This window comes from Haloactinopolyspora sp. (assembly GCF_027324685.1).
Classification (GTDB): domain Bacteria; phylum Actinomycetota; class Actinomycetes; order Jiangellales; family Jiangellaceae; genus Haloactinopolyspora.
In genome coordinates, this window is record NZ_DAHVSH010000173.1 from 1 (window position 1) to 13,847 (window position 13,847).

Annotated in this window: 11 protein-coding genes and 3 pseudogenes; 6 read left to right on the plus strand and 8 right to left on the minus strand. The window is 68.6% G+C overall.

The features are described 5' to 3' along the window. Positions 1 to 288: pseudogene (locus M6444_RS18690) on the minus strand (imidazolonepropionase); the annotation flags it as partial. A 112-nt stretch (positions 289 to 400) separates the two neighbouring features. Here M6444_RS18690 and M6444_RS18695 point away from each other — a divergent pair. Both M6444_RS18695 and M6444_RS18700 read left to right on the plus strand, forming a co-directional pair. Further along, positions 401 to 844, plus strand: a complete 444-nt coding sequence (locus M6444_RS18695) for a MarR family transcriptional regulator (protein WP_363326428.1) — start codon at positions 401 to 403, stop codon at positions 842 to 844. Then, the gene (locus M6444_RS18700; RefSeq protein WP_298330968.1) at positions 841 to 2,067 is read left to right on the plus strand and encodes an MFS transporter; all 1,227 of its coding nucleotides are present in this window, start codon (positions 841 to 843) and stop codon (positions 2,065 to 2,067) included. Before M6444_RS18695 ends, M6444_RS18700 begins: the two co-directional genes overlap by 4 nt. On the opposite strand, the gene M6444_RS18705 is transcribed toward M6444_RS18700, so the two are convergent. From M6444_RS18705 to M6444_RS18720, 4 genes are all read right to left on the minus strand, one after another. Further along, on the minus strand, positions 2,054 to 2,545 hold the full coding sequence (locus tag M6444_RS18705; protein WP_298330970.1) for a helix-turn-helix domain-containing protein: 492 nt from the start codon (positions 2,543 to 2,545) through the stop codon (positions 2,054 to 2,056). The two genes, M6444_RS18700 and M6444_RS18705, sit on opposite strands and share 14 nt — an antisense overlap. A 174-nt stretch (positions 2,546 to 2,719) precedes the next feature. Beyond that, on the minus strand, positions 2,720 to 4,951 hold the full coding sequence (locus M6444_RS18710; protein ID WP_298330972.1) for a bifunctional diguanylate cyclase/phosphodiesterase: 2,232 nt from the start codon (positions 4,949 to 4,951) through the stop codon (positions 2,720 to 2,722). 124 nt (positions 4,952 to 5,075) lie between these two features. After that, positions 5,076 to 6,107, minus strand: a complete 1,032-nt coding sequence (locus M6444_RS18715) for an Rv1355c family protein (RefSeq protein WP_298330974.1) — start codon at positions 6,105 to 6,107, stop codon at positions 5,076 to 5,078. A 30-nt stretch (positions 6,108 to 6,137) separates the two neighbouring features. Then, positions 6,138 to 6,815, minus strand: a complete 678-nt coding sequence (locus tag M6444_RS18720) for a hypothetical protein (RefSeq protein WP_298330976.1) — start codon at positions 6,813 to 6,815, stop codon at positions 6,138 to 6,140. A gap of 859 nt (positions 6,816 to 7,674) precedes the next feature. Between M6444_RS18720 and M6444_RS18725 the strand changes: the two genes are divergently transcribed. Further along, positions 7,675 to 8,706 (plus strand): lactonase family protein, encoded by a 1,032-nt coding sequence (locus tag M6444_RS18725; RefSeq protein WP_298330978.1) that lies wholly within the window; start codon positions 7,675 to 7,677, stop codon positions 8,704 to 8,706. 93 nt (positions 8,707 to 8,799) lie between these two features. Here M6444_RS18725 and M6444_RS18730 read toward each other — a convergent pair. Further along, positions 8,800 to 10,053, minus strand: a pseudogene (locus tag M6444_RS18730) (multidrug effflux MFS transporter); the annotation flags it as partial. A gap of 429 nt (positions 10,054 to 10,482) precedes the next feature. Further along, positions 10,483 to 11,526 carry a hypothetical protein gene (locus M6444_RS18735; RefSeq protein WP_298330980.1) on the minus strand — a complete coding sequence of 348 codons (1,044 nt, stop codon included), beginning with the start codon at positions 11,524 to 11,526 and terminating at the stop codon, positions 10,483 to 10,485. Between the two features lie 59 nt (positions 11,527 to 11,585). Between M6444_RS18735 and M6444_RS18740 the strand changes: the two genes are divergently transcribed. The 3 genes from M6444_RS18740 to M6444_RS18750 are packed head-to-tail and all read left to right on the plus strand — an operon-like array spanning position 11,586 to position 13,560. Next, entirely contained in the window at positions 11,586 to 12,188 is a 603-nt protein-coding gene (locus tag M6444_RS18740) for a nitroreductase family protein (protein WP_298330982.1), read from the plus strand. A gap of 18 nt (positions 12,189 to 12,206) precedes the next feature. Further along, positions 12,207 to 12,611 carry a MarR family transcriptional regulator gene (locus M6444_RS18745; protein WP_298330984.1) on the plus strand — a complete coding sequence of 135 codons (405 nt, stop codon included), beginning with the start codon at positions 12,207 to 12,209 and terminating at the stop codon, positions 12,609 to 12,611. A gap of 22 nt (positions 12,612 to 12,633) precedes the next feature. After that, a complete protein-coding gene (locus tag M6444_RS18750) occupies positions 12,634 to 13,560 on the plus strand; it encodes an LLM class F420-dependent oxidoreductase (protein ID WP_298330988.1) in 927 nt (308 codons plus the stop codon). Here M6444_RS18750 and M6444_RS18755 read toward each other — a convergent pair. Then, positions 13,532 to 13,847 (minus strand): annotated as a pseudogene (locus M6444_RS18755) (DUF1648 domain-containing protein); the annotation flags it as partial. The gene M6444_RS18750 and the pseudogene M6444_RS18755 overlap by 29 nt on opposite strands.

Sequence of the window (13,847 nt, forward strand, 5' to 3'; positions counted from 1 at the left end):
GGCGCGGTACGGCTCACCGCTCATCCGGGCGGCGAACTCCGCCGAGCGCTCGCCGGCGAAGACCAGGTGCGCATGGCTGTCGACGAACCCCGGGACCACGCAGCGCCCGCCGACGTCGACGAACATGTCCGCGGCAGGTGCCCTGGTTGCCTCGCCCACCCAGACGACCCGCCCGCCAGAGTCGATCACCATCGCAGCGTTCTTGATCTCGCCGAGCCGACTGCCGTCACCATGCGCCGGATCGTTGGTCACCAGCGATCCAATCGCGCTGAGCAGGGTCGTCACCACAGCAGCCAGTGTAGAGGCGCAGATACTGACAGCACTTATATAAGTGCTGTTACACTTGCCCGCCGTGTCTGACCCCACCGAGCAGAGCCGCTGGCGGCCGTTGCGTGTCCTGATGGCCGCCTTGGATGACGAGATCTCCCGGCTGTACGACGAACGCGGCCTCCCGGGCGTACGGCCCAGGTTCGCCATGCCGCTCATCCGCTTGGCGCGGCGCGGGCCCATGACGATCCGCCAACTCGCCGATTCGTTCGAGCTGACGCATTCGGCGATGAGCCAGACGGTGAAAGCCATGCATCGCGAAGGCCTCGTGCGCGCCGTTGCCGGGGAAGCCGACGGACGGACCCGCGTGGTCGAGTTGACTGAGCGGGCCCGCGCCGTGGTGCCGTTCCTCGAAGCCGAGTGGCGGGCTACGGAGCAGGCGGTGATCGAGCTCGAAGCCGAGATCCCCTACCCGCTGAGTCAGGTGGTCCGCGACCTCGAAGCAGCGTTGGCGCGGCGCTCCTTCCACGACCGGATCATCGACCAACTCGGCGATGCCCCGGATCCGGCCGCATGACGCTCGCTCAAGGACTCATCGACCTCAGCCCACTGCGTCTCAGCCCGGCCTTCCGGCGCCTCTGGGTGGGGCGCAGCCTGTCCGGCCTGGGCCGGCAACTGGCCATCGTCGCCGTGCTCTACCAGGTCTGGGAGCTGACGCACGACCCGATCTGGGTCGGGGCGATCGGGCTGGTGCGCGGCCTACCGACGGTGGTGCTCAGCGTGATCGGCGGATCGCTGGCCGACATCGTCGACCGTCGCCGACTGGTGTTGGCCACCACCGCGGGCCAGGTCGTCGCCATGGCCCTCCTGGCCGGCCAAGCACTCGCCCAGCTCAGTGCCGTGTGGCTCGTCCTGGCGCTCGTCGCCTTCCACGCCTCGTGCGACGCGCTGGGCGCTCCGGCGTACCGGACGTTCGTCTCGCGTCTGCTGCCCACCGACCGAATCCCCGCCGGTGTCGCCCTGACCCACCTGAGCTTCCAAGCCACCATGCTCGCCGGACCCGCGATCGCGGGGGTGATCGTGGGCCGCTGGGGCGTCACGGTCTGTTACGCGGTCGACGCCGCGATGTATTGCGTCATGCTCTACTGCGTCGCACAGCTCCCGGCGATGCGACCGACCGACGACACCGCCGCGACCAGCCTCCGCGCGATCTGGGACGGCTGGCGGTTCATCCGCCGCCAGCCGGTACTGCGCGGCACGTTGCTGACCGACCTCGTGGCGACCGTCAGCGCCATGCCGATGGCGTTGTACCCCGCGGTCAACGCCACGACCTTCGGCGGCCGCCCGGAAACCCTCGGCCTGATCATGTCAGCGGTCGCGGTGGGCGGAATCGCGGCCGGCCTCGGCTCGGGGTCGATCACGCGCGCCGGCCGCCCTGGAATGATCATGCTCGTCGCGGCGTGCGTGTGGGGCGCGGGCCTGGCCGGCTTCGGGCTGTCGCAGACGCTGTGGCTCGCCCTGGGCTCTTTGGCCGTCGCCGGAGCCGCGGACACGATCTCGGTGATCTCGCGTGGAGCGATCGTTCAACTGGCGACCCCGGACTCGCGGCGCGGCCGGGCCAGCGCGGCCGAACACGTCGTGGGCGTCGCCGGGCCCGACATCGGCAACTTCCGCGCCGGGTTGGTCGCCGGCGCGACGTCACCAGCGTTCGCGCTGGCGGCCGGAGGGCTGGTCTGCATCGCAGGGGTCGCCGGAATCGCGCTGGCCCACCGGCCGATGCGCGAGTTCAGGACGAGATGAGCACACCCCACGTGACGAGCTTGTCGCGGAACTCCGCCGGGGACACCTCGTACAACAACGCCGCCAGCGACACGTCCTCGGCCCGGATGGTGAGGGTTCGGCTCGCGAAGTCGTTGCGTTGCCGCTGAATCGACGCGACGAAGCTCGCCAACCGCTCGGCTTCTTCCGGTGCATCACGCAACGCGTCGAGGTCGATCACGACCTTGCCGTCACCAGGCGACGTCGACCGTCCGGTGCCGTCGGACACCAACGTGTCGACCGGAACACCGTAGAACTCGGCCAACTCCGCGATCCGCCGGATGGAGGCCACCCGGTCGCCACGCTCGTACGAGCCCACGACGACGGCGCGCAGCCGTCCGTCGGATTTCTCCTCAACGGCCTGCAGGGACAGCCGCCGACGCTTGCGCAGCGCCCGCAACCGCGCACCGACGATCTTCGCGAAGTCGTGTTCAGTCGAGTCGGGACCGCCATCGTTCATCGTCGTGCTCCCAAAGGCTGCCTCGTCCTCCGTGCCAGTACCGCCCACACCGACACGCCTGCATCCCGATGCCTGTCGCCTGCTTCAGGAGAGCCGTGACAGATCACAGAATACCGACCGTCGACAAACGTCAACTCATTGGTCACGCAACGATCGATCACACCAGCTCCACCATCACATCACCCGCAGTGGCACGCCCGGGTTCCGGGCGCGATCAAGGACGGCATGCGCGGGCAGCGGCTTGGACATGAAGAAGCCCTGGGCGCGATGACAACCCAGGTCAAGCAGGGTTGTGACCGCGGCGGACTCTTCGACTCCCTCGGCCACGGTGGTGAGGTTGAACGCCTCGGCCAGTCGTACGATCGCCGCCACGATCGCGCGGTCGCCGCTGTTCTCCGCCAGCGACGACACGAAGCTGCGGTCGATCTTGAGAATGTCGACCGGCAACTCCTTGAGCTGGGCCAGCGAGCTGTATCCCGTGCCGAAATCGTCGATGGCCAGCGTGACCCCCAGCCCGCGCAGGCCGTTCAGCGTGGCCTGGACGTCGTCGAGCTCCCGCATGACCGTGCTCTCGGTGATCTCGATGCCGAGCTCAGCCGGTTCGAGACCGTAACGCTCGAGCAGCCCGGAGACGAAACCGACGAAATCAGCGCTGATCAGCTCGCCTGCCGAGATGTTGACCCGGACGATGGCCGGCGGATCCGCTGACGTCGACTTCCAGATGGCCAGCTGGCGGCACGCTTCGTCGAGCACCCACCGGCCCAGTTCAGCGGCCAGGTTGATCTCTTCGACGACGGAGATGAAGGAGTCGGCGGCGAGCAGGCCGCGTTCTGGGTGCTGCCAGCGGATCAGCGCCTCGACACCGGTCATCCGCCCGTCGCGCAGGTCGAACTCCGGCTGGAAGTACAAGCGCATCTCGTTGTTGGCGATCGCAGAACGCAGGCGCAGCTCCAGATCGGCCCGGACGAGCAGTTTCGCCCTCAAGTCGTCGTTGAACGCCACGACCGAGTCGCCGCCGCGATCCTTGGCCTCCAGCAACGCCACATCGGCGTTGCTCAGCAGTTCGTCGACTGTCGGCGAGCCGTCGCCGCTGAGGACCAGGCCGATGCTCGCGCTTCGGCTGATGGCGTGCCCGCCGACCTCGAGCGGCTCGGAGACACGATCGAGGATTCGACGGGCGGCTCGCTCGGCGGCCTCGACCGTCTCGACGCCGCGGAGCACGATGACGAATTCGTCACCGGCCAGGCGAGCCACGATGTCGGTCGGCCGCACACAGTCGCGAAGCCGCTGTGCCACCGCACACAGGAAGTTGTCCCCGATACCGTGGCCCAGGACGTCGTTGACGGTCTTCAACCGGTCCATGTCGGCGAACATCACCGCGAGCCGTGCTTGCGGGTCGGCTTCGAGGATCGAGCCGAGGTTCTCGACGAAGGCACGCCGATTCCACAGCCCGGTGAGCTCGTCGTGATAGGCCTGGTGATGCAGGTTCTGCTCAGCCCGCACCCGCTGCTCGAGCTGGACGAACAGCGCCGCGATCGCCTCCAGCGCCCCCACTTCACTGCGAGTCCAGATGCGGTCGGTGAAGTGGTTCATGCTCAGGACGCCGTGCGTCGTGTCGCCGCTGATCAGCGGGACCGTCACCAGCGAGACCTCGTCCACGCCCGCGCCTTCTTTGACCAGCTCCTGGTAGTCGGCGTGGCTGGGACCCGGGCGCATCGTGAACGGCCCCCGAAGGTCGCGGAGCATCCCGAACACCGAGTTGTCGGTGTCCCACGGCACCACACCCAGCGGATCGGGATCGGGAACCACCTCGCGTAGCGGCCACTCCTCGACCAGCACACTGGCGCGGCGCACTGGGTCGTTGTCGCGGATGCACACGTGATCAGCGTCGAAGAATCGCCCGATCTCGCCGAGGATGCGCCGCATCGTCTCTTGCATGTCGGTGGCCTGCACGCCCATCAACTCGGACGCGACATAGGTCACCAACGAGTCCAGCCGCCCGTGGGAGGTCTCGATCTGGCCCGCCTCGAGGACCGCTGAGCTCATCCGCGCACCCATGGTGACGGTCGCCAGCTCGGTCTCGGACCACGGTCGGGGGCCGCGACGGGCGACGCACACGCCGCCCCGGAACTCGTTGTACCGCACCGGCGCTGCCACGAGTTCGTATCCGTCGGCGCGCGCCTCGTGGCACGAGTCGTCATCGCTTGCGGCGACCTGCTGGGTGAGATCACGGATAGCCGCACGCATCGCCGTGATGGCGGGTCCGCGCAGGCCTGCGCGGGATGCACTGCCCCACGACACCAGCGGCAGCGCGCCGTCGACGGCCAGGATGTCCACCGTGATGGCGTCTGTGGCTTCACCGAGGGTTTGCAGCAGTGGCTGAATCGTGTCCGGGTCGAATCTCATCGTTCGCTCCGTGCTGTGTCTCGAATGCCCGGACGGTGCGGCTTCGCCGGGAGACGTCGACTTCGGCTGGTGATGTTCGGAGCGTAACCGATTCACATCGTCATGGCGATCGCGATGTCCACGCTCAGCGCTCCGTGACCGGTGTGACCGGGTCAGTCAAGACGTCGTCCAGATCGATCCGGATGCGGCCGGACGGCAGCGGGGATCGCAGCCCGATGCGGCGCACGGCGGCCGCGGCGGTCGCTGCACCGAGATTGATGTCCGCGCCGAGCTGAGGCCAGGTCGACACCGTTCGTTGGACCTCGGTCAGCGACGCGGCCATCCGAGTAGAGAGCAGGTGCGGCTCGAGCACCTGCCGGACGAATTGCACTCGCTCGGACGCGGGCATGTCCGCCAGCTCCGCCCTGGTCACCTTGCCGAGAATGCCGTGAAATGGCATCCGATCCGGCTCGAGGTCGTACCGCTCGACATCGAACAACCCGCGATCGGCCGTCGCCATCAGGACCGGGATGCGCCGCTGCCGGGCGACCTCGCGGACGGCGAGCTTGACGTCGAACGAGTCGCATTGCTCGATCACGACGTCTGAGCCGTCGACGAAGGCGTCGACCGCGCCAGCGTTGACACCAGCTGGTTCGACCACGATCCGGACGTAGGGATCGAGCTCGGCGAGCCGGCGCGCGGCCGCCACCGCCTTGTTCACGCCCAGATCGAACACCGTGCCCGGCAACCGGTTGAGATTGGACAGGTCGACGGCGTCGAAGTCCGCCAGCCGGATCTCGCCGGCCAGCCCCTCCAGGACGATCCCGTGGGCGATCGCGAAGCCTGAGCTCAGCCCAATGACCGTCACCGTGAGCTCACGCAGCTGCTGCTGCTCGTCGCTGGTGATCTTGTTGCGGTTGCGATCGGAGCGCAACGCGCGGAAACCATCCGGACCGAGCAGGTGCACGACACTGCGCCGCCACGGGTAGTGGAACCAGCGGCTGGGCTCGTCGAGCAACTCCGGCCGCGGCGCGGGCAGCGTGCGCGCGAGCTCGTGGCGCTGCTGTTCGATGGTGTCGATCACCTCGACGCGAGGATCAGCGAACAGGTCGCTCAGTGCGTCGGGATCGTCGACATGGACAGGACGGCAGACATCGTCGCCGGCGGACTCGCCCATCCCCCGGACCTCTCGTTCAGCTCGTGGCGGTCAGATGGTGGTGGCCTCTCGATGCTCTTCGAGGAAGAGCGATCGCTGCTCGGGTGTGGACAGGTCGAGCGCGGTACGCGCGTCCCACCACAGGACCGTGGTGCGGTATCGCTCGTCCGGGTAAGCAGCCGGCACGATACCGGGCATCTCGCGGGCGCCGGAGTTGAACCACCTCGGCGCCGCATGCTCGGCTGCGGTGCAATAGGCATACCTCGCACCGAGCATGTGCATGGCGTGGACGAAGGCTCGCGACGTCAGGTCGGCCAGCGCCGCCTTGAGATCGGTGGACGGGTCGACCCAGGCGCCCTTGAGCTCGAGGACTCCCTCGGGAATGACGTCGTCGATCCAGCCGGCGATCAGCGACGCCGACACCGGCTCGCTGGCGAACTCGCGCGGTGCGTAGGCGTCGGTCACCGCCTGCAACGGGCCATTGGCGTACCAACCAGCCCAGACCTTTCCAGCATCGTCGGTCATCACCGAGAAGACCGGCGTCTGCGAGGTGAGGTCTGCCTCGGGCAGCGTCAGCGCCTTCTCCACGTGGTACTTGCGATACGTGCGACGGGCGCCGTCGACGTACTCGCGCCACAGGTCGTACCGGCGCGCAGGGGTGTAGAAGCGCAACCACATTCCGGACGTCTTGTCACGGAAGGCGTAGAGTTCGCCGGTCGCGGTAGTCATCTGATCTGTTCGGGTGGGCTGGGGAGCAGTCATTGCATCGACACCTGGCCTCGCGGCTCGTCCGGTCTGGTTACCGTTACCGTATGCGCCGAAACGCGCATTAGATGCCCATAATGCCCGACTCTGCGCCGGGACGGCGGGAGAGCGCGACGGGATGCCTGCCCCCCAACAGGGCCCGTCGCGTCTCCACCTGCAGCGTCGGGACCAGCCCGCGGAAACCCGTCGCTGCCTCAGTTGGGGCACGCGGTGCGCCCGTCCCCGGACGTGCGCACCGCGCCCCCTTATCTCGGCGCGGCCTGTGCAGGGCGGATGGGCCGCGCCGGTCCGAGTCACGGCCCGAGGCCGCGATCGCACCGCGTATCCCGGCCGGCAGCGAAGTGGTTGTGTGTCATCGCGACACCACCGTCCTTCTTGCCGTCAATCCCCCGTGGATATTGGGCCGGAGTACATTTGTTGCGGTGCGAATACCCAGAACGATAGACACAAAAAACCCGGCACGCAACAATAACTTTGCGTGACAGTTTGTGACGGAGAGTAGCCGAGAGTGATGGTGACTCTGGGTGATCAAGAACTACGCTGAGCTACCGAAACACCGGCCAATTGCAAGCGTGCCAGGTCGGCTCCGAACCCGCAGCCCAGTTCCACGAATTTGCGCAGACACATCTTTTCCGTGTCCCCGGCTATGCATTTCTCGTGACTGAACGTAATAGCTGGAAACTGCACTGACACAATACTGCTGCTTCTAGGCTCCAGCGGTTCGACTCCGCGCCCGTCGCCCGCGAAATGACCGGGCTGATTCCGTGGCCCACACGCTGGACGCTCTGGTCGGCGCGAGGACGCAACCGGAATGATGGTGCCCATGCGTGCATACATCGGAGCAGCCACCACCGGTGGCCAAGGAAGCAGTGCCAAGGGAATCGTGATCGCCGATGTCGACGGCGCACGGCTCACGCCGGTCGGTGTCGGCGCTGACGACGTCGAAAATCCCATGTATCTGGCCATGTCCGACGACGGCCGGGTGCTGTACACGGTGCATGAGGCCGGCGAGGGCCGAGTCAGTGCCTGGCAGGTGGACGACGACACGCTGCGGCCACTCGGCGAGTCCCGTCCCACCGGCGGCAACGGTCCCTGTCACCTGTCCATCCACCCGAGTGGGCGGTACCTGCTGACTGCCGATTACGGCTCGGGCTCGATCAGCGTGCACCCGATCGCCGACGACGGCTCACTGGGTGAGCGGACGGCGATGGTGCAGCACAGCGGCTCGGGACCGGACCCCGAACGGCAGGAAGGCCCGCACGCTCACATGATCGTGACCGACCCGGTCGATGCGTCCGGCCGCGGGCATGTCCTGGTCACCGACCTCGGCACCGACACGGTCCATCGCTATGCCCTCGACCAGGCGTCCGGGCAGTTGGACGAGGCGGACCGCATCACGCTTCCACCGGGCAGCGGCCCCCGCCATCTGGTGATCAACGGCGACCTCGCCTACGTCGTCGGCGAACTCGACTCCACCGTCAGCGTGATCGACCTCACCGCCGGTTCGGTGGTCGGTACGGTGTCGACGTCCCCGGGCACCGAACGAGGCGAGAGCCAGCCGTCGGCGATCCGGTTGGCACCCGACACCCGGTTCCTCTACGTCGCCAACCGTGGGGTGGACGAGATCGCCGTGCTGGAGGTCGACGGCGCCGACCTGCGGCTAGCGGGCGCGACGCCGTGCGGCGGTACGCACCCGCGTGACCTTGTGCTGTCGCCGGACGGGAGCCACGTGTTCGTGGCGAACCAGTTCTCCGACGACATCACGGCGTTTTCCATCGACCCGGCAACCGGCTTGCCCAGCGGGGACGGGGCGGTCCTGCGGACGCCCAGCCCTGCGTGCATCGTGTTCGTGTAGCTCGGGTACGGCGCGGTACCGGCCGGCGCCTCGGCGGCCTGGGCGGCGCCGCGCCGGCCGAGCCAGCAGGAACATCGCCCCGGCCGCCAGCGCGGTCATCGCGAGCATCGTCGCCGCCATCGGTATCGCCGTGCCGCTGCCGAAGGCGCCGACGAGCGGCGCGGTGACCGCGCCGATGGCGAAGTTCATCGCGCCGAGCAGCGCAGCGGCCGTGCCCGCAGACGACCCGTGATCGGCCAGTGCCAGCACCGGCGTGTTCGGCATGATGAATCCGACCGTGGTCAACAGGACGAACAGCGGGGCTGCGATGCCGAGGAAGCCGAACACGTCGGTCAGCGCGAAGGCCAGCATCGCCGCCGAGGCGACCACAGCGGCGAGCAGGGCCCAGCGCACCACGGTCCGCGGCTGCACCCAGCGCACGACCCGCGCGTTGACCTGGGTGGCGATGACCAGGCCGACGGAGTTCACCCCGAACATGACGCCGTAGGCCTGTTCGGTGAGACCGTAGACGTCCTGAAACACGAACGACGAACCGGCGATGTAGGCGAACAGAGCGGCCATCATCAGTCCGCCGGTGAGCATCAGTCCGACGAACGTGCGCCCGCGCAGAATGGACCGGTAGGTGCGCAGGGTGCCTCGGACGCCGCCGGAGCGGCGCCGCTCCGCGGGCAGGGTCTCTTTCAGGCCGAACACGACCACGCAGACCAGGCCCGCGCCGAGCGCGGCGAGCACCCAGAACACGCCCCGCCAGTCGGTGAACTGCAGGACCTGCCCACCCAGCGAGGGCGCCAGCACCGGAGCCACCCCGGTGACGAGCATCAGCCGCGACAACAGCCGTACCGCCGGCAAGCCGGTGTACAGGTCGCGCACCACCGCCATCGACACGACGGCACCGGCCGCGGCAGCCATGCCCTGCAACACGCGGAAGGCACCGAGCGTGGCGATGTTCGGCGCCACCGCGCACAACAACGACGCCGCCACGTGCACGATGGTCGCAGCGATCAACGGCCGGCGTCGCCCGACGCTGTCCGACAACGGCCCGAGGATGAGCTGGCCGATGGCGAAGCCCAGCAGCGTTCCCGTGAGGGTCAGCTGAACAGCGGACTCGGCCGCGTGCAGGTCGTCGGCGATGGCCGGAAACGCCGGCAGGTAGAGGTCGACGGTCAGGGGGCCGAGCGCCGTGAGAGCGCCGAGAACCAGGACGCGCCGGAGCATCTGCGAGCGGGTGAGCGGGGACGGGACGGCAGCATCGGGAGCTGATGCGGGCACGAAGGCATACCTCTTCTGACAGCGTGTCTTGCGCAGGGGAGATTTGACATGAACAACTCTGACAGACGGCACTGACATCCGCCCACCGAATTAGGCGTGAATAGGCGTGGTCTTGCGCACGTCGATCGGCCGGGGCGATGGTGGGTTGGTTTCAGGCGCTCTGGCGCCCAAAATCAACCAACCACGGGGGCCGTGGCGGGCCGAGTGGGCCGTTGGAGCCGTTCGTGCAGGCACGAGTGCCCGGGCGCTGCTGCTGTGGCGGTCGTGAAGATCGTCGTGGTGGAGAATGCCGTTTTGGCTGGTCGTGAAGATCGTCGTGGTTGAAATCGCCGCTATGGCCCGCACTTTTGCCCACGACGATCTTCACGACCGTGCGGGACCAGCATCTCGCCCCACGACGATCTTCACGACCTGGGCGGACCAGCTGTAGGCCACACGACGATCTTCACGACCGGGTCAGCAGCATCCGGCGACCGCGCCGGGCCGCCCCAAGACGCACAGCGCGCTTCAGCTGCGCAGCGCCGCCACCTGTTCCCAGTCCGGGTCATAGGTGTGGCGCGCTACGGCGGGGCCGTGTGACCACGTCCGCACGATGGGATCGGCCGCTGTGACGTCGACCTCGAGACCGTCGACGTAGAAGTGCGCCACGATGTGCCGACCGCCGGTCACTTCACCGACGTGCACCGCGTGCGGCCCGTCGCCACCCAGCGCCTCGATGATCCGCTCCTCCAGCTCCCGCGCGTCAGTGGTGACCGTTTCATCGCGCGGCAGGCCGTTCGCCGCGCCGCGGTAGCCGAGCACGATGCCCAGGTGGGTGTCCGCCAGCGGCCGATCGATGCGCAGCAACGGCCGGCGCGCGACCGCGACCACCGGGCCCTTGCGCCCGGCGCCCTGCAGCGACACCCACGGATCCGCGGGCCGCAACTGATCGACGACCACCGGGAGCATCGACATCGCGATCGCGTCGACCGGCTGATCGGCCGACACCGTCACCGTGCCCACCCAGCGCTGCACGTCGTCCTCGCCGAGCACGGCCGCCAGGCCCAAAGCGGCGACCTTGCCCCGCGCGTCTTCGTCGAGCAGCGGGAACAGCGGATGATGGACGACGACGTCGAGGGCTCCGCGGCGTGGGTCGACCCCCGTCCCGGCGACGAGCTCGGACAGGTCGATGTCGAAGTCGTCGACCTGCACCGTCCCGGGTGAGCCGCCGTCGGCCACCGCCTGGCGCGCCGGGGCGAACTCGACGTCAGGGTCATCCGGAGCGCTCGAGAACCACCGCTCGGTGACAGCGCGGCGTTCGATGTCACCGCCGGCCGACAGGGTCAGTCTCGCCGGCGGGCCGGCCGTGAGCTCCCACTCGAGTGCGGGATCGATCGCGGCGACCGCGGGCGCCAGGAGCTCGGCCAACTCGTCGCGGCGGTCGTCGTTCGCGGCCGCGAGCACCTGGTCGCGGTGCTCGCTCCACCACGACCAGAACCGCGCTATCGCGGGCCGGGGATCCGCCGGCCGGGACCGCGCGGACGTGTGCGCGGCGCGTCGCAGGAAGGCCATGCCAGTCATTCTGCCCGCCGCGAGCCGGGCCAACGCGACTGGGCGGGCATGATGCGGGCATGGAGTTCTCCGACGTGGTCCGCCGTCGCCGCATGGTGCGCAACTACCGCACGGATCCGGTCGACCCCGCCGTCGTCGACCGGATCCTGGAGCATGCCGTTCATGCCCCGAGTGCCGGCTTCAGCCAGGGCTGGGCCTTCCTGCGCCTCGACACTCCGACCGATGTCGCCCGGTTCTGGACCGCGGCGACGCCGTCCGGTGGGGGCACCGACGCCTGGTCGGCCGGGATGCGCCGCGCCCCGGTGGTCATCGTGGCGATGTCGTGCCGGCGTGCCTACCTGGACCGGTACGCCGAGCCGGACAAGGGGTGGACCGACCGGGACGAGTCTCGCTGGCCAGTGCCGTACTGGCACATCGACACCGGCATGGCGGTCCTGCTGATGCTGCAGACAGCGGTGGACGAAGGGCTCGGCGCCTGCTTCTTCGGCATTCCGCCCGAGCGCCTCGACGCGTTCCGCTCGGAGTTCGGCGTTCCCGACGACCACACGCCTATCGGGGCCGTCACCGTCGGGCACCGTGCCGCCGATCGTCGATCACCGTCGCTGAAGCGAGGTCGACGACGGGTCGACGACGTCGTTCATCGCGGCCACTGGGGCGCCTGACGCACTAGCGTTGCCCTCATGATCGAGGACACCGTGTCCTTCCTGCTGCTCAAGGCGATGAAGGCGACCCGCCCGGCCGTCTGGCCGGTGCTGGCCGAGCTCGGCTTGCATCCGGGCCAGGACCTCCTGCTGTCGAACCTGTGGCGCGAGGACGGGATCAGCCAGAGCGAGCTCATCGCCCGGCTCGGGGTGGAGCCACCGACCGTCAGCAAAGCGCTGCACCGCCTGGAGGGCGCCGGGTATGTGCGTCGCGAGCCGGCGAACGGGCGCGGGCGCATCGTCCATCTCACCGACGCGGGACGAGCGCTGCAGGAACCGGTGGAGCGGGCCTGGCGGCAGGCGGACGCCGATGTGCTGGGCGGATTGGACGAGAGCGAGCGGACCACCTTGCGGGACCTGCTGACGAGGGTGGCACGAACATAATTAGCCGGCTAATATAGGTATTATGTTGATCGGCCTGCACATCATGAACTTCTCCTGGCCGGGCGGATCCAGCGCGATCGCCCGCACGCTCGACTCCATCCTCACCAAGGCCGAAGAAGCCGGTATCCACAGCTACTGGCCGATGGACCACTTCTTCCAGATCCCGGTGATGGGTCAGCCCGACGACCCGATGCCCGAGGTGTACACGACGCTGGCCTGGGCCGCCGGGCGCCTGCGCAAAATGCAGCTCGGCGCCCTGGTCACCGGCGTGCACTATCGCCATCCCGGCGTGCTGATGAAGCAGGTTAGCACCCTCGACGTGCTCTCCGGCGGTCGAGCCTGGCTCGGCATCGGCGCGGCCTGGAACGAGCAGGAGTCCCGCGGGCTCGGCGTCCCGTTCCCTCCGCTCGCCGAGCGGTACGAACGGCTCGAGGAAACCCTGCAGATCGCGCATCGCATGTTCGATGACGACGACTCCACGTTCGAGGGCAAGCACTACCGGCTCGAACGTCCGATCAACCATCCCGCGCCGGTGCGCCGGCCACCGATCATGATCGGTGGCATGGGTGAACGCAAGACGATGTCACTCGTCGCCCGCTACGCCGATGCCAACAACTTCTTCGAGACGCCTGAGCTGGGCCGCAAGCTCGATGTGCTACGCACCCGCTGCGACGAGGCGGGCCGGCCGTACGACGACATCGTCAAGACCACCTTGGGCCCCCTGGGCGACCTCGATCTCGACCAGGCCCGACGCCGCTTCGAGGCCCTGGCAGATCTCGGCGTCGACCTCGCGCTGGTCGACCTGCCGAGCCCGCCGGACGATCGCGTGTTCGACTACCTCGCCGAACTCGTCCAGCAGGTCGCGCCGCTCGGGCGCCCGGCTCCGCCGGCGCTGCTCACATCACAGCGCGGGCACCAGTTCACAGGCGCTGCTGCACCAGGCCGTTGAGCAGCCCGGCGGCCGTCTCGGCGTCGTCGACCACCACGACGCTGCGCCGTCCGTCCGCGCGGTCGACGACCAAGCCCTGCCCGCCGCGCAGGATGAACCCGCTCGCACCCCGCAGCGGTCCGAAGGCGGCGATGCGGTATCCGTACCCGCCGAAGTGGCGGATCGGGTGCACCTCGGCGACGGCCGCGTGATCGACCTGCTCGATCGGTGTGCGCAGCCGCGGCCAGCCGAATCGGCCGCGCACGGTCAGCCCGTGCCGGTCGACGGTGACGGTGACCGAGTACATG

Excerpts from the sequence above, each read along its gene's own strand:
- M6444_RS18710 (WP_298330972.1), bottom strand. The coding sequence starts at position 4,951 with ATGAGATTCGACCCGGACACGATTCAGCCACTGCTGCAAACCCTCGGT.
- M6444_RS18745 (WP_298330984.1), top strand. The coding sequence starts at position 12,207 with ATGATCGAGGACACCGTGTCCTTCCTGCTGCTCAAGGCGATGAAGGCG.
- M6444_RS18705 (WP_298330970.1), bottom strand. The coding sequence starts at position 2,545 with ATGAACGATGGCGGTCCCGACTCGACTGAACACGACTTCGCGAAGATC.
- M6444_RS18735 (WP_298330980.1), bottom strand. The coding sequence starts at position 11,526 with ATGGCCTTCCTGCGACGCGCCGCGCACACGTCCGCGCGGTCCCGGCCG.
- M6444_RS18725 (WP_298330978.1), top strand. The coding sequence starts at position 7,675 with ATGCGTGCATACATCGGAGCAGCCACCACCGGTGGCCAAGGAAGCAGT.
- M6444_RS18750 (WP_298330988.1), top strand. The coding sequence starts at position 12,634 with ATGTTGATCGGCCTGCACATCATGAACTTCTCCTGGCCGGGCGGATCC.
- M6444_RS18720 (WP_298330976.1), bottom strand. The coding sequence starts at position 6,815 with ATGACTACCGCGACCGGCGAACTCTACGCCTTCCGTGACAAGACGTCC.
- M6444_RS18715 (WP_298330974.1), bottom strand. The coding sequence starts at position 6,107 with ATGGGCGAGTCCGCCGGCGACGATGTCTGCCGTCCTGTCCATGTCGAC.
- M6444_RS18695 (WP_363326428.1), top strand. The coding sequence starts at position 401 with ATGGCCGCCTTGGATGACGAGATCTCCCGGCTGTACGACGAACGCGGC.
- M6444_RS18700 (WP_298330968.1), top strand. The coding sequence starts at position 841 with ATGACGCTCGCTCAAGGACTCATCGACCTCAGCCCACTGCGTCTCAGC.
- M6444_RS18740 (WP_298330982.1), top strand. The coding sequence starts at position 11,586 with ATGGAGTTCTCCGACGTGGTCCGCCGTCGCCGCATGGTGCGCAACTAC.